Genomic DNA, 19,452 nt, shown 5'->3' on the forward strand with positions numbered 1-19,452 from the left:
CCAACAGACTCCTGCGATCGCAATCCATATACCTATTTCCTGTCAATACCAGACACTGTACCGAAGTGTCCGGCATTCTATGGATGATGTAACCACCCGAATGGACAGTATCACGGGAGACCATGATCAGGTCTCACGTGAGATTTGTGCGGTCGCAGAGCTGATGCGGACGGCAAAAACAAACGGTGAGCTGGGATCGATCCTCTCCCGGGAACTGCAGAAGTATTCCCTCTTCGATCTCCAGATCATCGGGGGCAGGCTCAATACCGAGATCGAGCGGCTTCCCTCCCCGTACCGCGAATCGATCCGGCCACATTTCCGCGAACAACTCTTTGGCAGGCACCATCTCCTGCTTGCCATGTACCGCAGCCGGGCGTTTGAACGCCTTGATACCCCGATCCGGGACCGGGAGTCCTTCGACGGGTTCTGCACCATGCTGCCAAAGGGCATCTTCGCGTGGGACGATTCCAGTGAACGCAATCCCTATTTCCGGAACCCGAAGAACCGGCTTTTCTATTACCTGATCTCCGCCTTCACCATGTTCATTCTCGAGGAGCCAGGTCATCCCGTCGGGATGCCGTTTCCCGGCGGGTTCAAAGTTGAGCAGCGGGGAAGGGAATATTACTGCCTGATACGGGACAAGGAAAAAGAGATATTCTATTCGATCTGCAACTTCTGCCCGGCCCTGCAGAGTGAAGAGAACAAGAACCCGGAATAGGTTATTTTTTGTATTTCCGTCCCGCAGAAAACGCCTTCCCGATTACCCTGCCGGCAGTATAGTATTCGGAACGCGTGACGTCGAAGATGAGGGGGTTGATCTTTGAGAGATCGGGTCTGCCTTCGGGGTCCAGCGCCGATTCGTCGATCTTGACATCCAGGATCTGCCCGATAAACTGCGGGTGTGCGCCAAGGTCAAGGGTCTTGATCACCCTGCATTCCAGGATGACCGGGAACTCCCCGACATAGGGTGCGTTCACATGATCTGCACGCACCGGGGTAAGGCCGCATGCGGCGAATTTATCAGTTTTTTCCCCGGATTCGATCCCGAAATAATCTGCCTGGGCCATGTAGCTTGTGGAAGGGATGCTGATGGTGAACTCCATGGTCTCCATCAGGTTTTTGTAGGTATACCGTGAGGGACGGATCGAGACGGCAATACTTGGCGGATCCGATGAGCAGATACCACCCCATGCGGCAACCATCGCATCGGGCTTACCTGCAGAATCATAGGTACCTACAACGAAAACCGGGAGCGGGTACGCGATCGTCCGTGCACCAAAGGATCTCTTCATACAAAAACGGTTGCAGCTCAGGGGGATTAAATGATTTCACTACAAAGTACGCGGAACAGTCAGAAAATACCCGGAACTCCCGGCCATTTCACACAAAAATCAAAAGGCCATTCAAGGATTGAAAAAAGAATCATGGAGGAGTATTTTCAATCCAGCGGTATCGTCTCCAGCTGGGACACGAGTTCCCAGATCCGTGTCCGCGCATGGATGGGCATGTTGGGATCATTGGAGATTTCATCAATCTTGGATATGGCTTCTGCGGCACGCAGCCCCATGGCCTTTGTGTTGTTCGTGAGCAGCGTCCGGGTCTCGTCAGCAACACGCCGGATATTTCGGGGTATCGAACTGTCTTCCTGTATGTGCTGCAGCATCAGGATACAGTTTTCCATAGTCTTTTCAGGGTTTGGCATGGTATCACCTGATTGGGTACCTTTAGTTAATATGCGGAACCGACATATATAGTTTAAATAACCTGACGGTGAACCATGCCCTCCCGAAAAGAAGACGAAATTATGGCCGAATGCCTCCTCAAGGGAGGCAAAATGCTCGAAAAGAGCTGCAAGACCTGCGGATGCCCCCTGTTTGAAGTTAAGGGCAAGACGCTCTGCATCGTTTGTGCAGAGAACGAGAACGCTAAAAAGATCACGAAGAATACCAAAGCCGCCGCTGCACCGGCCGCAGTAGCTGAACTCCATGACCACGAGCATGGTGAAGGCTGTGGCTGCGGCGGGGATCATGACGAAGATTCCTGCACCTGCGGAGATGAAGACGATGGAATGCTCACCGATGAAGTGGCAATGACCGTCTTCTCTCTCTGCGAGCGGATCCAGAACGAGAAGGACCCGAACCACATCCTCACCCTCATGAACGCGGTGAAAGCCGGCACCGAGGCGCTCGAGATCCTGTGCCGGTTGTAAAGGTTCAATCGATTTTTTCTTTTTTGCTGCTCTAGAACCGGGTGGATTTTTTCCTGTTTTGATGGACAGGGTGCGTTCAAAAAAATTTGATCACGATCATGAGGTGTTCGTTAGCATGGCTATAATCGGATAATTATCCTACAATCGTATGTACAACTAACAGCAGATTTATTCATCCGACGTGAATTTTTTGGGCGGATCACGTTTTTTCCGGAAAAAACGCGGGCCGTGAATTTCTGAAAATTTTTCAAAACCCAATCATGATCGCGATTTTATTATCACAAACTGCTCATGGACCTGGCATTTTTTCAGGGCCGGACACTCTCCAAAAATGCAGTGCCCTAGACGCATAATAATTAGAAGGATAACCTTCCCGTATCGGTTCCCGCATCAGCGGGGACACGCACATGAGGTGTCAGAATTATGATCGGACTGCTCTCATCTTACGGGGTGCCCTGTCGGGACCTGTTTCACCAACAGCATGAACCCATATGAATTTCAGACCTATTTCCTGGATTTTCATCGAAATTGCCGTGGGATCCACCTTTTTTCCCTGTGCCTTGAGGATATAATGATAATATTCAGAGGTGACTACGTATCTTTTCTCTTCCAGAAAACGTTTGATCAGATCCCGTTTCCCCCCGGAAATGTGATAGATCCCGTCACCCGCAGGCTGACTGGTGCCGGCCCAGTCCTTCATCCTGACATCATACTCTTCCTTCACCGAACCGTATTGAGAGCCGGTTATTACCTGTCCCACGCTGAAGCGACCGAGAGTATCCCATTTTATTTCATATTCCGGTTTTCCTGCCGGAGTCGCAGGCAAGTGTGCGTCCCCCGTATCTGATGTACGGGTCTCACAAGACTCTTTTTGTAAATCACTTCCACTGCTGACTCCGGTATCTCCCATATTTTTCTTCAAGGTTGTTGTAGTTCTGTTCTCCGGATTAAATAATGGTGACGTATCTCAACGTGCCCAAATACCTGCTATGGGATCTTTTCTGGAGAATTCCCAGAGTCAGCAGCATAAAAAAGGTAAGGGAGGGGTACCTTATGGCAGGGTGCGGGTACCCGGGGAACCCCTCTCTTTCGGAAACGGGAGACTGCAGGGGATTAAATGATTGCCGCAACCCGTGAACTGATCTTAGGAAGCGTGTAGTTCAAACGGCCCAGACCAGCGGTAGTATCTGCGAGAATCGCGAGGAATTCGTCCTTTGTGACCGGGGTGAGAATGAGAGGTCCATTCCCATATTCCATCACAATCTGCCGGGGGGCACCCATTTTCATTGACGGCCCGTGTTCAAAAAATCTCATCGAACTTGAACAGAGTGCCCCAAGTGCATCGATATCTGTCGGGGAGGTCTGCACGATTTCGATGACAAAGCCGTCGCGCCCGATGAGTGCTACGGTGTTTACTCCTTCGATCAACAGGAATTCTTTAAGGATCTCTTTCAACATGCAGGTACCCCGTTCACGAAGGCAGGATAGTTTAATTTTTAAGGGGTATCACGAACAAATCGCAGGGAACATCATCGTACGCACCAATTACTCTGTCCGGTGCATCTGAGACGTTTCCGATAATTTTTCAGAACGTCCCACAATTAAATATATATTCTGTTTAAAAGGATATAGAAATTCCGTTTCAATTATATGCCCGACTTTGCGATACCCTGTGCGTAAAACGGCTCGGGGATTGGCCTTCCCGGATCAGCCGTCGCATCATCGAGGACTGATTGGAGAATAATTCATCAGGATTCTTCGACTTCTGAGTGGTTCATCAGAACCACGAGGATGAGAAGGTTGCAACCATTCTATTGCGCCCCATCGGGGACAGCCGCAGGATGTGGAGAAGATTTTCGTAAGAAAATCTTGGACTGATGAGTGGTTCATCAGAGCCACGAATCCGAAAAGTTCTCAAACTTCGAGGCGGCGGCGTGCATCAAAACGGGGGTACGTGGGTATCAACCCCCATCGATGAACATGCCATATTCACGAGTAATTTCTCCGGCACAGCTCGAAGATCTTCCCGCCGGTCTTCTCCCCGATCCCCTTCACCGCCACCAGTTCCTCCAGTGACGCATTGGCAATCGCCTGGATCGAGCCGAAATGATCAAGCAGCAGGCGTGCGTTCTTCATCCCAATCTCCGGGAAGGACGAGACGATGTACTCCTGCTCTTCTTTCAGGGAGCGGTGGGACTTGTGCGGGTGCATCTTGCGCTCGCCCCGCTCGCCCTCTTCACGTTTGGCAAGCACGAAGAGCATCTGTGCGGTGTCCTGCTCATCGGTTGTGTAAATGAGGGAGACGCCCATGTCAATGGTAAGGGCCGCAAGCACACCCTTGATCGCATTGGGATGGATATCCCGCTGGGTATAGAGATCCCCGCCTTCGATGATCAGCACCGGGCGGGGCACGACCTCCGCCATCGCCTTCAGCTGCCCGAGCAGGTCGCGGTTGATCAGGGTATCGACAAAGTCGCGTGCGGTCTTCCGCTCTATGAGGATCCGGTCGCCGATTGCATAGTCCCCGAAGGGCAGCCGTTCCAGCCGGATTATCGCACCCATGCCGGAGAGGTGCTCCACTACCCGGGAAGAGGTCTCGCGATCGTCGATCACGATCTTCGGGCCCTGCGGGGTGAACTCATCGATGCTGGCCTGCTCCACAGGCGCCGCTCTTGGGGGGAGCGGCGAAGTCATGCTACCCATCGACCGCATGCTCTTCTGCATCATCTTCTCCTTGCTGGCGCTGACGTGGCGGAAGACCTCGTCTGAGGTGCCCTTCGTGACGAGCACGACAACCCTGCCTGCACCCGACCGCCCCGTCCGTCCCTTGCGCTGGATGGAACGTATCTCAGAGGGGACCGCCTCGTAGAATATCACAAGGTCCGTTGAGGGGACATCGAGGCCCTCCTCCCCCACGGATGTTGCGACGAGTACCTTGAACTCCCCTTCCCGGAAACGGGTGAGGGCTGCGATCTGTTTCTTCTGCGAGAGGCCTTTCTCGGCATCCTTCGTTGCCTGGCCTACGAAGCGCTCGCTCACGATACCGTTCCGGGCCAGGTGGTCGACGAGAAGCTGGACGGTGTCCCGGTAGGTGGCGAAGATGATGATCCGGCTGTCGGGATGTGCCTCCAGCTGCTCCCGGACGAGACCGAGCGCCACCTCCGGTTTCGGATGCAGTTCCCGGGTCCACGAGACCGATCGCTCGAAGAGCTCATGGAACGACGGGTCCTGGGCCAGCCGCTGGCTCGCCTTGCTCCCACCGGCACCAGTCCCCTCGGCGATCAGTTTGGCGAGGTATCCCTTGAGCACCTCGCTTCCCTGAGATTCGGCAAGGGTGACTGCGTGTTTGAGTTTCATGCACTCGGCATAGACGGACGCCGCCGAGAATGCAGCGGAATCGCGGTTCGCGATCCGCTGCTGGATCTGGACGTTGATCGCGCTGAGCGCCTTCATGGTCAGCTTGTCCCGCTTCGGTACGGTGAAGTGCAGGGAACCGAGCAGGGTGAGGCGGTCCTCGATGAGGGCATTGAGGGTCAGGATCGCAACCTTCAGGTCGGGAGGCAGGTCGATGGAGATATAGTCGAGCTCCCGTTCGAAGACGTACGGCCGGACATCCGGGTCATTCTCCGTCCGGGTCTCGACATGGGCAATGCCAAGGTTCGCGCAGACCTCCTGCACCTTCTCCTGCGCTCCGCCCGGCGACGCAGTCATGGCAAGGAGGAGGGGCTTGTCCGCGGTACCGAGGTACCGCTGGGAGAGGAAGACGTAGGCGTAATTGCCGACCGCCCGGTGACATTCGTCCACGATCAGGAGCGTGACGTCCTTCAGGGAGTACCGGCCGGCGATGATATCGTTTTTTATGACTTGCGGCGTTGCAAGGATCACCGTTGCCCGTTCCCATTCGGAGGTCCGTTCAGCCGGCGGTGCCTCACCGGTGAACATTACAAATGGCAGTGAGTCCGAATCGGGGGGGTTGCCTGAGGGGCTCTTTACAATGAGGTACTTTTCGAAATAGCGGAGGTGCTGCTCCACGAGGGGTTTTGTCGGGGCGAGCATCAGCACCTTGCCCCCCTCGTTGTAGAGCCGGGAAGCGGCCACGAGCAGCGCCACGGCGGTCTTGCCAAGGCCGGTCGGGAGGATCACCATCGTGTTCCCGTCCAGCGCACGCATGGCTACCGAGAGCTGGTACTCCCGCGACTCAATACTGTCCGGCCGGATGAGGGGATGGCTGATGCAGCTCATGGGTCTGGTTGCCTGTACGGATACCTGTACGAATATTCATAACTATTATTCAAGGGATGTGAATTTCCGGATCCCTTCAATGAGGTCCCCGATAACCTCAGGGAGCAGATCGATCGCAATCCGGACCTGCTTCATGCTGTCCCGGTCCCGGAGTGTGACGGTGTTGTTCTCCTTCGTGTCGTAATCGACCGTGACCGCAAAGGGGGTGCCGATCTCATCCTGTCGCCGGTATCGCCTGCCGATCGCACCGCTGTCATCGTATTCCGCAAGGATGCCCCGCTTGTGGAGGGTGCGGGTGATCTGTCCTGCGATCGTATCGAGGCCATCGCGGGTCATCAGGGGGAAAACCGCGACCTGGACCGGTGCCACCTTCGGGGAGAAGCGCATGACCGTGCGGGCCTCACCGTCGGCCGTGTCTTCATCGTAGGCCTGCTCGAGTACCGCGTAGCACATGCGGTCGATACCATAAGAGGGCTCGATCACATGCGGGACGATATCCTCGCCCCGGACATCTACAACCTCGTCCCGTACCTCGAAGAGGTCGGCGGGGATGTGGATCGTCTCACCGTCAACTACAACATCCGCACCATTTTCCGTAGGGGTCGAGCTCCCGAGCGCCTCGAAGATCGCTTTTGCCTTGTTCCGGTACTGCTTGCCGAGCACCCCCATGTTGGGGATGATCCGCCTGCGTGCCACCTTGCGGGGCTCCGCGTACTGGATGAAGACGGTCATCGGCGTACCGCTCTGCTTGGCATGGGCATTCAGATCATAGTCCGTGCGGTCGGCAATGCCCACGGTCTCAACCCACCCGAACCTGCCGGAGAAGATCTCGGCATCCCAGCAGTCATTCGCATAGTGGGCGAGCTCGTCGGGAAGGTGCTGGCGGAACCGGAGCCGGTCCGGTTTGATCCCGATCGTGATCAGGAGGTCGTGGGTGAGGGCCACGTAATACGCCACGTATTCGTTTGCGATCACACCCTTGTCCACCGCTTCCCGCATGGAGAGGGTGACCGGCTCCTCGTCCTTCAGCTGCCGGTCCGAGGTGAGGAGCGGCATCCGGTAGTCAGTGTACCGGCTGAACTTCGGGTGCCGGTTCTTCTCGTCCGGGTGGACGAAGATCTCGGCTTCCGCCTGGGTGAACTCCCGGAGCCGGATCATGCCCTGTCTTGGGGAGATCTCGTTCCGGTATGATTTGCCGATCTGGACTGCCCCGAAGGGGAGCTTGTCCCGGTAGAACCGGAGGAGCCGGGCAAAGTCCACGAACATGCCCTGTGCCGTCTCCGGGCGAAGGTAGCCGACCCGCTGGGAGCCCGGGCCGATCATAGTCCTGAACATCAGGTTGAATCCGAAGACCTCGATCTGCCCGAGCACTTCCTCGCAAGCAAGGCACTTGCACGTGGCGAGAGCGGAGGAGAGCTCCTCGTTCTTCATGGTCGAAGCATTTTTGATCCCGCCGCCTTCGGCAACGTGATCTGCCCGTAGGTATTCCTTGCAGTGCGGGCACTGGCACATCTTGTCAGCGAACCCGGCAACATGACCGGATGCGATAAAAACTGCTTCCTGGGCAATGGTGGGGCACTCGATCTCGTAATACCCCTCGCGGATCACGTAAAAATCCCGCCAGACATTCTCGACCCGCCGCTTCATCATTGCGCCGAGCGGCCCATAATCAATGAACCCCGCAACCGCACCATAACATTCTGACGTAGGCCAGATGAAACCACGGCGCTTGGCAAGCTCCATCACGTTCTCAAAGACATCGTTGGAAGGCTGTGTCACTATCGATCACTTCGTTTTGAATTCTCAGTACCAATTACTTCGGACAGCTCTTATATCTCTCGTTTTTCAGAAGGTAAAACAGGGCTCTTTCCAGATGGGGGGCATCCACCCGTCTGCACAGAGAACAACCACAGAAAATAAAGGGAGAACTCCGCAGTAAATATGGCGGAGTTCATTCACTCCATATGTCCCACACTGCAAAATTACCTGCAATCGTCACGATCGTAAGCGCACCCGGCAACGTTCTCTGCAAGGTACTCAGATCTCCCGGGAAAAAAAGGATCAGTCTATTTTCGCACGTTCGAGGTAGAAGACATCGTCAGCATATGAGTGAAGGGTGCCATCTTTTGTGGCAGCATCGACATCAGCCTGCTCAAAATCACTGACGAGATGCTCCGGGAGCGCGTAAGACTCTGCAACAAGAATATATTCCCGCACAAGAGGAGCACCAGAACTCCCCACAGGATTGATCTTGACAAGGTAATGCCCGTCGCTTAATTTCGTCCACGAACCTGATGCGGTTAACTCCGGTGAAGGTATCTTCAGATTCGAAGATACCGATACAATCGTACCCTCTTTATAGACTACGGTACCGTCAGAATAGAACCGGAATTCATACCCTCCTCCGGATACATTTTGCCGGATCCACCGGTGGAGAATCGGATCGGATGCTGCTGTGGGCACAGTGGTTGGCACGATCGTTGTGGGTATAGCAGCTGGCGGTGGGGCTGCAGTAACCGGATTATCGGAGCACGCCATCCTGGAGATATCCCAATAACAATGCGTAGGGGTAGGGGTAACGGTCACCGTGACATAGATTATCTGAGGTGTTGGCGTGACGGCGGTTGGAGAGTCCATGCCTATGCACCCGGCCATTAAAATCACACTCATGATCATGATTATGAAAACAACAGCATATTTTAGTTGCATTATCCAAAGTTAAATTTTATAAAGATAATTATTGTCATTTAATTCCGGAGTCATTGAATCTTATCGGTAAAAAGACACGTGATTTTTTTCTCCGGAAAACTATTGAAGAATCCAGAAAAAATTCCCGGAAATATGAGACATCCCGCAGTTAATAAAAAATAGGGAGATATAAGGAGCATTACCAATGCCTGGGAAAATAACCGCATTGCGGGTTTTTTGGACGGGAAATACAGGGATAGACACTGGACCGTAAAAGTCCAATTTATAGGTCTTTTGGTCAAACAACGCGTAAAGATAGCATTAAATAGCTGACGAAGTATTGTATATCCTAATCCCAATACGGGGTATGCAATGACCGAAGACAAACGCAAGGCACATCTTCTGAAACTCTTCAGTTCCATGTCGGGCAAGACGAAGATCGTCGAGCCGATGAAAAATATCCATGGCACGTTAAGAGACAGTGACGCGATCGAACGCGAGGTCGCTCTCGTCATGAGAGAGATCACGGAACAGGGAATATTCAAGACCTCATTAAAGCCGATCCAGCTTGCAAAACTCGTCACGTCGTTCTATGCAGGAAAGAACGACACCGAGATCGCTCGCGAACTCGGGGACGAGAAACTGAGCAAAACGGTAGCCCGGGCACGCGTACGGCTCAAGCTCTTCCGGGAGCTTGACTTCAAGATGCCCTTTGACAAGGAGAAGATGGAGGCACTGATCGAATCCGGCAAGACCATGAAAGAGGTGTCCGAAGAACTCGGGGTCAGCCCCTCGACCCTTCGGGAGTACCGGCACGTGATCGAGGAACAGGAAGATCCGACCATCGATCCCTATATTGACCGGATCCGCGATGTGATGGAAGACCGTGACCTCACTGAGCAGATGACCCGGAGCGCCACTGCCGACAGTCTTGGTGACTCGATCGACATTACCGAAGCAGAAATGATAGATGTGACATAAAGGGCAGACAATTCCCCGAAACTCGGCCCTTTCTTTTTTAGTGGTGGTGGGCTCTCGCGCCGGTACGATCCCTGACAGAGGATAATGTTCATTCGGGAGCAGGCAAATACCAGTATGTATGAAGCTGACCTGGCTTGGCCATTCCTGCGTGCTCCTCTCGGGATCAAAGAAAGTCCTTATCGATCCGTTTATCGATGGGGGAAGCGTTACCGGCACACAACCTGATATCGTCGCAGTCACCCATGGCCATTATGACCACCTGGGTGAAGCAGTGGCACTGGGGAAGACTACCGTGGCAAGCACGGAGATTGCAAAATATCTCAAGACGAAGGGAGTGCCGGCAGAGGGTATGGGCATCGGGGGAACGATCCTGGTGGACGGTGTTTCGTTTACGATGACCCCGGCACTGCACTCCTCCTCTGTCGAGGACGGTGGGGCGATCTTGTATGGAGGTCTTGCAGCAGGATATGTGGTCGGGATGGACGGGGTCAGGGTATATCATGCCGGGGATACCGCCCTTTTTTCCGATATGAAGCTGATCGGTGATCTCTACCACCCGGATGTCGCACTCCTTCCGATTGGGGGGAGGTACACGATGGGAGTCGCCGAGGCAATGATAGCAGCAAATTTCATTGGTGCAAAGACCGTTATCCCAATCCACTACAATACTTTTGAGAGGATCGCTGCAGATCCCGAGATATTCAGGAAATCAATCGAGCGGACCACGGACATGAATGTCAGTGTCCTGCAGCCCGGCGGGAGTGTCGAGATAAAATCCTGAACGTTCCTGAACTGTTCCCGCTCCCAGAAATGCCCCGGCAGGCTACGGTTTTAATAATATCGGTCCCAACTATTCCGTAGGCCGAAACGGATGGGGAAGAGCCATGTCAAACTGTCCGAAGTGCGGGTCGAAAAATACAGAGTGGACTGACTGCAAGACCGTCAACAACAAAACCATCGTGGTCTGCGCCTGCTCTGATTGCGGCCATACGTGGGAACAGCCACTCTGATTCGCGGGTTTATGCCTGCACTCACGAAATTCTTTTAATCAGGGGTGCCTGGGTTCCTGGCACCGTATCGTACCAGTGTGAACGTGCCCGGGGGGAAAGGATTAATGTCAGAGTGCAGGAATATCCTGTACTGTGTCTCTGACGGGCAATCCTTACCATATGGGTATCCTGATCCTCCTGGTCTCCTGCCTCCTCTTCACGGGGACGGTAACAGCCCAGGGCATTCAGGCATACCTGGGGGATACGATCCCCCTCTCGGGTTATTCCCCGACAAGCCCGTATGTGTACCTCTTCCTGACCGGGCCCAACCTCCCAGAAAACGGGGTGGCGCTCAACAATATTAACCTGCATGCAGATGAAGGGGGATTCACCAAGGTAGCGGTGGACGGGGGGAATGACATGTGGAGTTATAAGTGGGGTACGAACAGCCTTGGCGGACGGCTTGACGCGGGAACATACACGATCTGGGTGGTCGACAGTCCGGATGATCTATCCCATCTCGCGAATGACAACTATGCCACCATATCGGTCACGCTCGGCAGTCCTACGCTGAGTATCGATAATGCCGGTACGCCGGTACAGCCCCCATCCCTTGAAGTCAGTTCCGAACCGGACTATGCGTCCGTATCCGTCGACGGTCAGTACCTTGGCAAAACGCCCTTCTCGACAGACAATCTCGGGGTCGGGACCCACACCGTCACGGTCTCCAAATTCGGGTATATGCCGTACTCGACCAACGCATCGCTCGTGAATGACATGACCACCGTGATCAACGCCACCCTCCCTATTGAGACCGGGGCACTTGCGGTTACGACTACCCCGTCAGGCGCTAACATCAGCATCGACGGGGAAAATGTCGGCACATCTCCGGCAACAATAGCAGACCTGGCACCGGGAAATTATACCGTATCTGTGACAAAAGACGGATACAATCCCTCAGAACAGCAGGTAACGATCTCGCCAGAGTTAACTCTCCGGCTGGCGATTGCCCTGGAACCAGTGTCACCACTCGCTGCTGCGTTACCTCTGAAAACACCGGGACCCATGGCAGGGATACTGCTGGGACTCTGTGCTGCGGTCGCCGCCATTGCGTACTGCCGGCAGGGATTACGATAGTGTGTTCCATTATCTGGGCAGGAAACTGTGAACGTGAGAGGGGTCCTGGTACGGTTTTATATCCGAAAACGGGCAACCGGAAGAGAGGAGTCTGATCACCATGGCCGCATTTGATATCCTGATGGTTGTTGCACTCGGCACGCTTGCCGGCACCATACTTGGACTCGTGATCGGATTCCTGGCCCGACGTCAGCAACCCATCTGGGGGGAGATGACCCAAAAAGAGAGAATTATCAATATCGCGCTGGTGCTGTTCTTTTCGATCATCTGCACTGCCGGTCTTGCATGGTATGCACTCGTCTGAACCCGTCGGATACCCTGGTTTTAGCGAGCCGGGAAAAAGGGTTATTCCAGCCACCGGGTCACATCTTCGACCGGGGGGCGTATTGAAGGGGAGAGTTCGTCAGCCGGATAACCGACCGCACAACCCATCAGATCCCACTCGCCTGGAGAGATACCGAGAACTGCACAGAAGTCCGGATTGTCGGACAACTTCGACGTAACTGACACCAGCTGGAACCCGAGTCCGAGAGCGGTTGCCTTAAGCCACATGTTCTCCATGCAGTGGGCCAACGACTGGAGCCCGACCGGGGGAAAGCCCCGCTTTTCGGCAACCACGATGTAGCACGGCGCGGTCCCGACTCCCGGGACAACCCCGGCCTTCCGGATCATTGCCAGCTGCCGGGCAAACGATGCCGCCTTCTCACGGAGGGCTGGATTTTGTGCCATCTCCTTTTCGAGACCGTCGGCCATTCGTTGTACCTGGGCATTCACAAGGGGAGTCACGGTGTTCATTGCCTTCGATCCCCGCCCCATCACAAAGAACCTGCGGAAATAGTCATGGGAAGTTCCTACCGCTGCCGCGGCAAAGGGGGCGAGAAGCCCCGCATGCAGGATGCGCCGGATCTCATCTTCTGAAGGATATTCCGACGTGAAGCTCCGGTTTGAGCGGCGCTCCCCGAGGATTTGGTCGAGATACATATTCCTCTGTTCGAACAGCTCACTGCACATGATAACGTACCTGCACTGTGTTAGAAGAGCCGGTTCTTGAATATTGCCAAAGGATGCACCGGCTTCCGGCCGGGATTGCATCACGGGACCGCGGGAGGTTCCCGTTCATTCCTTCCGGGTGGCATGCAGTACGCCCATGACTCCCAGCACATCGTAACAGGGAGTGCGGGTGATCTCGAAGTCGAAATCGCGGCTGATGTAATCGAGGAGGGTCATATCAGGAGGGCCGCTTATCGGGGGAATGTGCAGTTCCATCTCGATCCTGCGGATACCGTCAAGTTCACCGGACCGGATCCGCCACTCTCCACCTTCGCAGTCGCATTTCAGGAAGTCGCATCCCCCGGCTATGCTGATAATCTCGGACAGGGAATATCCCGGGACCGTTGCGGAACAATCGTCCCAGCTGCAGGTACAAGATCCGCCCATTCCCAATCCACCATTGATCACCCGGACCTCCGCTGAGTTCGAACGGATATTTTCGGCAAGGATGCGTGCCGTCACCGGTTCAACCGCAGTTACCGACCGGGAGAGGCGTGCAGCCCGGATACAGAACGCTCCGACATTTGCACCGATGTCGATCACGCAATCCTCAGGCTGTATATCCTGGAACCAGTACTCCGGTACTTCGAAGATCTGGCGATAGGGGGTAGATTCCCTGACAAACGAGATGCCATCCGCAGTGGTAAAAAATGCAGGGTCTGTCATTCTATCCTGTGATCCAAACACGGTGCTGCAAACCCGGCCCGGTCAGGTATGGCCCTTTTTAATAAAGGTCCCGTCCTCGTATTCCCGGAATGCCTGCCGCAGCTCCTCGCGGGTGTTCATGACGATGGGGCCTCTCCATGCTACGGGTTCACCAATGGGTTTTCCGGAAAAAAAGAGGAAACGCATTCCTTTTTCAAAGGATCGGGTCCAGATCGAAGCGCCGTTACTGAACAGGACAATATCACGGTTGGCAACGTGATGGCCTTCCTCTGGATCGAAAGTTCCCGTACCGCCAATCACATAGGCCATGGCGGTATATCCCGTCTTTACCGGGTGCGTGAAGAACATGTCCGGTGAAAGTGTCACATCAAGGAATTCGGGATCGGCAACGATCTCCCGGACCGGACCTGTCACCCCGTTGATCGATCCGCTGATGGTACGGATCGTGATACCTGACTTGGGAGAGAACACGGGGATCTGATTGGATTTGATCTCCTGGTACCGGGGATCCATCATCTTGTTCGCCCGGGGCAGGTTCACCCAGAGCTGGAACCCACCCATTCGGCCGTTTACCGGCTTTGGCATCTCCTGGTGGATGATCCCTGATCCCGCGGTCATCCACTGTACATCCCCCGCATTGATGGTGCCGGCGTTTCCCAGGCTGTCACCGTGCTCTACAGAGCCTGCGAGCATGTAGGTGACAGTTTCTATCCCCCGGTGGGGATGCCAGGGGAATCCTGCCAGATAATCGGCCGGATTTTTTGCCCTGAAATCATCCAGCATCAGGAACGGGTCGAATTGCGGAACTTCATACGTGCCGAACGCCCGGTGGAGCCTGACGCCAGCCCCTTCCACCGTAGTATATGCCCGGAGGATCCGCCCGATTCCCCGCACCTGTGTCATAATGATGAGAACAAAGAACTCATGGTTCATTAATATATGGGTTGCCGCCAGGTCCCTGGGGAATGGCGGGGCCACAAAAAAGAGGAGATTAACTGGCAGGTGCCGGGGGCATTCCGGCATCGTATACCTGCGAGAGGAAGCGGGCGCTCATAACCGTGATGAGGGGCGCTACAATCAGGTCGAGGATCCAGCCAATAAACGGTACCAGACCCAGGATACCGGTGATAATGCTGAAGATGAGAGCGATCACGCAGAGGATGATACCGGCAATAATGTAGTCCCACCAGCCGATCCGAACGATCGTGGCGAGGATCTCATGATAGTTCAGACCTTCCATGATCCTCCCCATCCGGGCAAACCGTATTGCACCGATTGTCCCGAGAACGATTGCCGCAAGCACAAGGATCATGGCGGCAAGCAGCAGGATTAGCATCACTGCAAGTAAGCCCAGCCCGGCAGCGGAATTTCCTTTCATGGAAACCGCGCCGAAGATGGTGGCAAACGCGGCAAGCATGAGAATGAGGGCCGGCAGCATCCAGATCAACCAGACGATACAGAGTTTTATCCCGTCGAAGAGTAGCCCGGCCCACTGGTTGAATGCCGGGGGTGTTGCCCCGCCACGGTAAATCCTGACGATATACCCGGACAGGAAGAAGGAGGCTACGAGCATCAGGATCCCCAGTACCGCCACCTGGTCCCAGTGGATCAGTTCCCAGTGGAACGCGGACTTGTTGGCAGTCATATCCTTGATATTGAGCACAAACGGGAGGAGCCCTCCCGGGAGGCCGAGGATGACAAAGATCAGCCAGCGGATCGGGTTCCCAAGCAGCGTATCCCGGGTAAAGTTCACGGATTCATTGATAATTGTTTCAAAATGCATCGTTCACCTGTTTAACAGAAGGTTTTAATTTTTAATTATATATAAACCAGCAGTATTGGCTGACCCCGGGAAAGATTCGTCTCACAAGGATGAGCAGGCACCGGGAAAATCCTTCGCGGTTACCACCAGAAAAGGGGCATGATTCACCGGCTCGTTATACCCGGTGTTCTCGTTATGGAGGTATATGCATGCTCTTTTTTGATTTGCATCAGGTGTGTCCGCAGGAATATGATTAGAGTTCCTTAAAGACCCGGTACACGGCCGAGAAATCCAGATCGTCATAACCTTTCGAACGGGTCATGGCAAAGAGTTCCTTGACGGTGCTGCCAATAAAAAGCGGCCTGCGCATGATCCGGCAGAGGTCCTGGAGGTAGTGCAGGTCCTTGTAGATCAGGGCCGAGGAGAAGTGGGTGGAGAACTCAGCGTTAGCCAGTTTCTCCTTCTTGGCAGAGAGGATCATCGAGTTGCCTGCCCCGGAGAGCAGGATATCGATCACCCGCGTACGTTCCACGCCGGCTGCTTCCCCCAGGGCAACCGCCTCGGCACAGGTGGCCATGAAGGACCCGAGGACGAGGTTGTTGATCAGTTTCATCTTCGTGGCAAGTGCAGGTTCCCCAAGATAGTGGATCGTGCTGCCAATCTTCGAAAGAACCGGTTTTGCCTCATCGAAGGCCGTCTTCTCCCCGCTCACGACTACGGTCAGTTTCCCTGCGGATGCCGGGACTACACTGCCGAGTACCGGGCATTCGAGATACCGGGCACCATGATCCCGGGCCTGCTCATGGAATGCAAGCACCCGCTCGAAATGGTTGGTCGTGGTATCGATGATGAGACTACCCTGACAGTCGCCGGCCAAGAGGCCGTTTTTACCATTCATCACTTCATCGACCGCATCGCTGTCGAACAGGTTCATGATGACGATGTCAGAATCGTCCATAAGCTCACGGGGAGTCTTTGCAATGGGGACACCAAGGCCGGCCGCCTTCCCCGGGGTCCGGTTCCAGACGATAAGGTCCACGTGTTCCGCAATAAGATGCTGCGCGATTGCGCTTCCAAGGTGCCCGAGCCCGGCAAAACCAATCTTCATGATGATCTCCGGAACGTGATTGGCCCGTGGGGTTTATTACTCCAGTGATCTGCATGAACAGGATTCCGCCCGGGGGTGTAATGTACGCGTGTTCAGGAGACAAGGTAAAATACCCGTCTGCATATTTTCCTGAATGATACACCGGATCCTGTCAGAATGGAGATTGCAGGAGTGCATGAACGGGTGGGGGAATGCATGCGGACTACGTTGAAAAAAGGGAATTTTAAAAAATAAAGGGGGTGATATACCCCGCCGTTGAACTATTCGTTCCGGAGCGCATCTATCGGGTCCATGTTCGATGCCATCCATGCCGGATATAAACCCGATACGACACAGACGACGACCCCGATGATCATCCCGTACGGGATATAGATCAGGCTTTCGGGAAGGAAGAAGTATGCAGTGCTGCCGATCATTGCCTGCACGACCGTATACCCGATAATAAAGCTCATGATCCCACCGACGACCGCTCCGATAATCCCGAGGATGAGCGCTTCGTAGAGGAACATCCTTCTCACCTCACCCTTTTCCGTACCTATGGAGAGCAGGATACCAATCTCCTGCACCCGTTCCTTGACAGACATCATCATCACGTTGAAGATGCTGACTGCTGCCACAACAAGCGAGATGCCGCCGATGGCCATGATAAATGTGGTGATGGTCCCGAGGGTGCTCGTAATCGTGGAGAGCCGGGAGCTCGCATCGCTGATGCGGATCACATCGGTGTTCCGGTTGACCTTCCGGTCTATGTTGGCCTCAGTCTGGTTAATGGTGTCCACATTCTGCAGGATTACATTAACCTGGTCGTACACGTCCTTGTCACCGAAATGGGTGGTATACCAATCGTCAGAGACGATGATCGCGTTATCAGCATTGACGCCATCGGAGGCGATCCCCCTGGCCTGGAGGATACCGGCGACCCGGAGCACCGGCCTGACGATCGTGGCACAGTTCTGCCCGATTTTGATGCTGCTCCCGACCGCCATATTGAAGTTGCTCGCGATCGTTGCCCCGACCAGTGCATCGTTTCCTCCCTGGATATTTGCCCCTTGATCTATGGTGAGGAACTTCGGGATATCGTTGGGGTCCAGACCGTAGACCGAACCCCGTCCGTTCGTGCTGCCGATCGTAAACTGCGTACTGGTATGGTGGATCGGGACCACCTGGTTCTGCCCGGCCGATGACTTGATATCGTTGAGCTGGCTCTTGTCAATCCCGTTCTGGACAGAACTATTTGCAGATGTGCTCACCTTCACAACATCAGATGTAAGCATGACGGTATTCACATTGGACGAGAGCTGGTCCTTAACTGATAGTTGCATGTTGGTACCCAGCATGCCCATAGACGAGATCGCGACTACTCCGATGACGATCCCGATCGAGGCAAGGAGCGACCGGAGGAAATTGAGACGCACGCTGCGCACGGAGAGATCAAAGAAGATGTCTCTCATGATTCCACAATCCTGCCATCATCAAGGCTTATCGTGCGTTGCGCGTAATCCGCTATCTTCTGGTCGTGGGTCACGATGATCACAGTCTTTCCCTTCCGGTGCAGGTCAACGAGTATGTCCATGATCTGGAGGCCGGTCTTCCGGTCAAGGTTGCCGGTAGGCTCATCGCAGAGAAGGATCTTCGGGTCGTTGACAAGCGCCCGTGCGATCGCGACCCGCTGTTGCTGCCCGCCCGAGAGCTGGTTGGGCCGGTGGGCACCCATGTCATGGTCGATCCCGACCTCCTGAAGCATCTCCGCGGCCCTCCCGGTAGTATCCCGTTTCTTGTATTTCAGGATGAGCGGGTACTCGACGTTCTCGTACGCGGACAGGAGGGGGATAAGGTAGAATTTCTGGAAGACGTACCCGATGGCGTCGCGACGTAAATGGGTCCGCTCGAGGTTCGACATCAGGGCCACATCATGTCCATCGATGAGGAGCTGCCCGGTGGTGGGAACATCCAGGATACCCAGCTGGTTCATCATTGTCGATTTTCCCGAACCGGACGGCCCCATGATCGCGACGAAATCATTGTCACGGATTTCGAGCGAGACGTGGTTGAGGGCGGTGAAGTCACCACTCTCCAGATGATATATCTTCGACACGTCCACGAGCTGGATCAGGGGAGCTGTTTCCATGGAACTGCTCCGTCACTGCTTCCTGATTTTTGCCACGATCCATTTCCTCTTCATCCAGAAGACGATGGCGATGATGATGACAACCCCACCGGCAATGAGGGGATAGAAGGAGCTCAGGCCACCACCACGGCCGCCGCCGATGCTGAAGAGACCGCCACCGCCCCGTGCAGCGCCACCGCCAGCCTGGGCAGATGCACCGCCGGTTGTCGAGCTGCCGGAACCGCTGGAACTTCCGCCGGAGCTGCCGGACCGTGAACCCGTTCCACCGGAAGCGGCAAGGGAGCGCAGGTCAAGGGTCTTTGTTGTCGTTAACGTGTTCCCATCAGCATCCTTCCACTGGAGGATAACCGGGACTGCAGAGAGATCGCTCGCCGTGAAGGTAAGGGTGAAACTCGAGAAATCATCGGATGCAAGGGCTCCCACAGCATAGCTCGAATACGGCTCAACGGGGTTAGCAGGTGCGCCGACACTCAGGACCATGCCACTCGCATC

General features: G+C 54.8%; 21 protein-coding genes and 1 pseudogene. 7 read left to right on the forward strand and 15 right to left on the reverse strand.

Annotated features, from left to right (window positions below; all coding sequences use genetic code 11):
- Nucleotides 1-79 precede the first annotated feature (79 nt).
- Complete coding sequence (locus ABSE13_RS11105; protein ID WP_424028584.1) at nt 80-718, forward strand: DUF2115 domain-containing protein; 639 nt, start codon at nt 80-82, stop codon at nt 716-718.
- Between the two features lies 1 nt (nt 719).
- Here the strand turns inward: ABSE13_RS11105 and ABSE13_RS11110 are convergent, their stop codons facing one another.
- Nucleotides 720-1,292, reverse strand: a complete 573-nt coding sequence (locus ABSE13_RS11110; protein ID WP_424028585.1) for a flavin reductase family protein — start codon at nt 1,290-1,292, stop codon at nt 720-722.
- 146 nt (nt 1,293-1,438) lie between these two features.
- A complete protein-coding gene (locus tag ABSE13_RS11115; protein ID WP_424028586.1) occupies nt 1,439-1,702 on the reverse strand; it encodes a stationary phase-response protein in 264 nt (87 codons plus the stop codon).
- 75 nt (nt 1,703-1,777) lie between these two features.
- On the opposite strand from ABSE13_RS11115, the gene ABSE13_RS11120 reads away from it, so the two are divergent.
- Nucleotides 1,778-2,209: an Sjogren's syndrome/scleroderma autoantigen 1 family protein gene (locus ABSE13_RS11120; RefSeq protein WP_424028587.1), complete on the forward strand. Its 432-nt coding sequence runs from the start codon at nt 1,778-1,780 to the stop codon at nt 2,207-2,209.
- A 421-nt stretch (nt 2,210-2,630) separates the two neighbouring features.
- On the opposite strand, the gene ABSE13_RS11125 is transcribed toward ABSE13_RS11120, so the two are convergent.
- The 5 genes from ABSE13_RS11125 to ABSE13_RS11145 all read right to left on the reverse strand — a co-directional run bounded on the left by ABSE13_RS11125 (nt 2,631) and on the right by ABSE13_RS11145 (nt 9,088).
- On the reverse strand, nt 2,631-2,969 hold the full coding sequence (locus ABSE13_RS11125; RefSeq protein WP_424028588.1) for a hypothetical protein: 339 nt from the start codon (nt 2,967-2,969) through the stop codon (nt 2,631-2,633).
- Nucleotides 2,970-3,322: 353 nt separating this feature from the next.
- Nucleotides 3,323-3,667, reverse strand: coding sequence for a roadblock/LC7 domain-containing protein (locus ABSE13_RS11130; protein WP_424028589.1), 345 nt, complete (start codon nt 3,665-3,667; stop codon nt 3,323-3,325).
- 531 nt (nt 3,668-4,198) lie between these two features.
- Nucleotides 4,199-6,451, reverse strand: a complete 2,253-nt coding sequence (locus ABSE13_RS11135; RefSeq protein WP_424028590.1) for a DEAD/DEAH box helicase — start codon at nt 6,449-6,451, stop codon at nt 4,199-4,201.
- A gap of 45 nt (nt 6,452-6,496) precedes the next feature.
- Nucleotides 6,497-8,194 (reverse strand): glycine--tRNA ligase, encoded by a 1,698-nt coding sequence (glyS, locus tag ABSE13_RS11140; protein WP_424028604.1) that lies wholly within the window; start codon nt 8,192-8,194, stop codon nt 6,497-6,499.
- 318 nt (nt 8,195-8,512) lie between these two features.
- Nucleotides 8,513-9,088 (reverse strand): hypothetical protein, encoded by a 576-nt coding sequence (locus ABSE13_RS11145; protein WP_424028591.1) that lies wholly within the window; start codon nt 9,086-9,088, stop codon nt 8,513-8,515.
- Nucleotides 9,089-9,511: 423 nt separating this feature from the next.
- On the opposite strand from ABSE13_RS11145, the gene ABSE13_RS11150 reads away from it, so the two are divergent.
- The 5 genes from ABSE13_RS11150 to ABSE13_RS11170 all read left to right on the forward strand — a co-directional run bounded on the left by ABSE13_RS11150 (nt 9,512) and on the right by ABSE13_RS11170 (nt 12,550).
- Nucleotides 9,512-10,120 carry a response regulator receiver protein gene (locus tag ABSE13_RS11150; RefSeq protein WP_424028592.1) on the forward strand — a complete coding sequence of 203 codons (609 nt, stop codon included), beginning with the start codon at nt 9,512-9,514 and terminating at the stop codon, nt 10,118-10,120.
- Nucleotides 10,121-10,238: 118 nt separating this feature from the next.
- Nucleotides 10,239-10,901, forward strand: a complete 663-nt coding sequence (locus ABSE13_RS11155) for a metal-dependent hydrolase (RefSeq protein WP_424028593.1) — start codon at nt 10,239-10,241, stop codon at nt 10,899-10,901.
- A 103-nt stretch (nt 10,902-11,004) separates the two neighbouring features.
- Entirely contained in the window at nt 11,005-11,130 is a 126-nt protein-coding gene (locus ABSE13_RS11160; RefSeq protein ID WP_424028594.1) for a hypothetical protein, read from the forward strand.
- 132 nt (nt 11,131-11,262) lie between these two features.
- Nucleotides 11,263-12,246 carry a PEGA domain-containing protein gene (locus ABSE13_RS11165; protein ID WP_424028595.1) on the forward strand — a complete coding sequence of 328 codons (984 nt, stop codon included), beginning with the start codon at nt 11,263-11,265 and terminating at the stop codon, nt 12,244-12,246.
- A 100-nt stretch (nt 12,247-12,346) separates the two neighbouring features.
- Nucleotides 12,347-12,550: a hypothetical protein gene (locus tag ABSE13_RS11170; protein ID WP_424028596.1), complete on the forward strand. Its 204-nt coding sequence runs from the start codon at nt 12,347-12,349 to the stop codon at nt 12,548-12,550.
- Between the two features lie 41 nt (nt 12,551-12,591).
- Here ABSE13_RS11170 and ABSE13_RS11175 read toward each other — a convergent pair whose 3' ends face one another.
- The 8 genes and pseudogenes from ABSE13_RS11175 to ABSE13_RS11210 form a co-directional block, all read right to left on the reverse strand.
- A complete protein-coding gene (locus ABSE13_RS11175; protein WP_424028597.1) occupies nt 12,592-13,227 on the reverse strand; it encodes a nitroreductase family protein in 636 nt (211 codons plus the stop codon).
- A gap of 135 nt (nt 13,228-13,362) precedes the next feature.
- Nucleotides 13,363-13,962 (reverse strand): class I SAM-dependent methyltransferase, encoded by a 600-nt coding sequence (locus ABSE13_RS11180; protein WP_424028598.1) that lies wholly within the window; start codon nt 13,960-13,962, stop codon nt 13,363-13,365.
- Nucleotides 13,963-14,004: 42 nt separating this feature from the next.
- Nucleotides 14,005-14,895, reverse strand: a complete 891-nt coding sequence (locus ABSE13_RS11185) for a pirin family protein (RefSeq protein WP_424028599.1) — start codon at nt 14,893-14,895, stop codon at nt 14,005-14,007.
- Nucleotides 14,896-14,953: 58 nt separating this feature from the next.
- Nucleotides 14,954-15,745 (reverse strand): DUF4013 domain-containing protein, encoded by a 792-nt coding sequence (locus ABSE13_RS11190; RefSeq protein ID WP_424028600.1) that lies wholly within the window; start codon nt 15,743-15,745, stop codon nt 14,954-14,956.
- Between the two features lie 232 nt (nt 15,746-15,977).
- On the reverse strand, nt 15,978-16,832 hold the full coding sequence (locus tag ABSE13_RS11195) for an NAD(P)-dependent oxidoreductase (protein ID WP_424028601.1): 855 nt from the start codon (nt 16,830-16,832) through the stop codon (nt 15,978-15,980).
- Between the two features lie 260 nt (nt 16,833-17,092).
- Nucleotides 17,093-18,283, reverse strand: coding sequence for an ABC transporter permease (locus ABSE13_RS11200; protein WP_424028602.1), 1,191 nt, complete (start codon nt 18,281-18,283; stop codon nt 17,093-17,095).
- Entirely contained in the window at nt 18,280-18,960 is a 681-nt protein-coding gene (locus ABSE13_RS11205) for an ABC transporter ATP-binding protein (protein WP_424028603.1), read from the reverse strand. Before ABSE13_RS11205 ends, ABSE13_RS11200 begins: the two co-directional genes overlap by 4 nt.
- 12 nt (nt 18,961-18,972) lie before the next feature.
- Nucleotides 18,973-19,452 (reverse strand): annotated as a pseudogene (locus ABSE13_RS11210) (hypothetical protein); the annotation flags it as partial.

Source organism: Methanoregula sp. (assembly GCF_049518935.1).
In the GTDB taxonomy this organism is placed as follows: Archaea; Halobacteriota; Methanomicrobia; order Methanomicrobiales; family Methanospirillaceae; genus Methanoregula.

Coding starts and splice junctions, on each gene's coding strand:
- ABSE13_RS11105 (WP_424028584.1), top strand. CDS start 80: ATGGATGATGTAACCACCCGAATGGACAGTATCACGGGAGACCATGAT.
- ABSE13_RS11110 (WP_424028585.1), bottom strand. CDS start 1,292: ATGAAGAGATCCTTTGGTGCACGGACGATCGCGTACCCGCTCCCGGTT.
- ABSE13_RS11115 (WP_424028586.1), bottom strand. CDS start 1,702: ATGCCAAACCCTGAAAAGACTATGGAAAACTGTATCCTGATGCTGCAG.
- ABSE13_RS11120 (WP_424028587.1), top strand. CDS start 1,778: ATGCCCTCCCGAAAAGAAGACGAAATTATGGCCGAATGCCTCCTCAAG.
- ABSE13_RS11130 (WP_424028589.1), bottom strand. CDS start 3,667: ATGTTGAAAGAGATCCTTAAAGAATTCCTGTTGATCGAAGGAGTAAAC.
- ABSE13_RS11135 (WP_424028590.1), bottom strand. CDS start 6,451: ATGAGCTGCATCAGCCATCCCCTCATCCGGCCGGACAGTATTGAGTCG.
- glyS (WP_424028604.1), bottom strand. CDS start 8,194: ATGGAGCTTGCCAAGCGCCGTGGTTTCATCTGGCCTACGTCAGAATGT.
- ABSE13_RS11145 (WP_424028591.1), bottom strand. CDS start 9,088: ATGGACTCTCCAACCGCCGTCACGCCAACACCTCAGATAATCTATGTC.
- ABSE13_RS11150 (WP_424028592.1), top strand. CDS start 9,512: ATGACCGAAGACAAACGCAAGGCACATCTTCTGAAACTCTTCAGTTCC.
- ABSE13_RS11155 (WP_424028593.1), top strand. CDS start 10,239: ATGAAGCTGACCTGGCTTGGCCATTCCTGCGTGCTCCTCTCGGGATCA.
- ABSE13_RS11160 (WP_424028594.1), top strand. CDS start 11,005: ATGTCAAACTGTCCGAAGTGCGGGTCGAAAAATACAGAGTGGACTGAC.
- ABSE13_RS11170 (WP_424028596.1), top strand. CDS start 12,347: ATGGCCGCATTTGATATCCTGATGGTTGTTGCACTCGGCACGCTTGCC.
- ABSE13_RS11175 (WP_424028597.1), bottom strand. CDS start 13,227: ATGTATCTCGACCAAATCCTCGGGGAGCGCCGCTCAAACCGGAGCTTC.
- ABSE13_RS11180 (WP_424028598.1), bottom strand. CDS start 13,962: ATGACAGACCCTGCATTTTTTACCACTGCGGATGGCATCTCGTTTGTC.
- ABSE13_RS11185 (WP_424028599.1), bottom strand. CDS start 14,895: ATGAACCATGAGTTCTTTGTTCTCATCATTATGACACAGGTGCGGGGA.
- ABSE13_RS11190 (WP_424028600.1), bottom strand. CDS start 15,745: ATGCATTTTGAAACAATTATCAATGAATCCGTGAACTTTACCCGGGAT.
- ABSE13_RS11195 (WP_424028601.1), bottom strand. CDS start 16,832: ATGAAGATTGGTTTTGCCGGGCTCGGGCACCTTGGAAGCGCAATCGCG.
- ABSE13_RS11200 (WP_424028602.1), bottom strand. CDS start 18,283: ATGAGAGACATCTTCTTTGATCTCTCCGTGCGCAGCGTGCGTCTCAAT.
- ABSE13_RS11205 (WP_424028603.1), bottom strand. CDS start 18,960: ATGGAAACAGCTCCCCTGATCCAGCTCGTGGACGTGTCGAAGATATAT.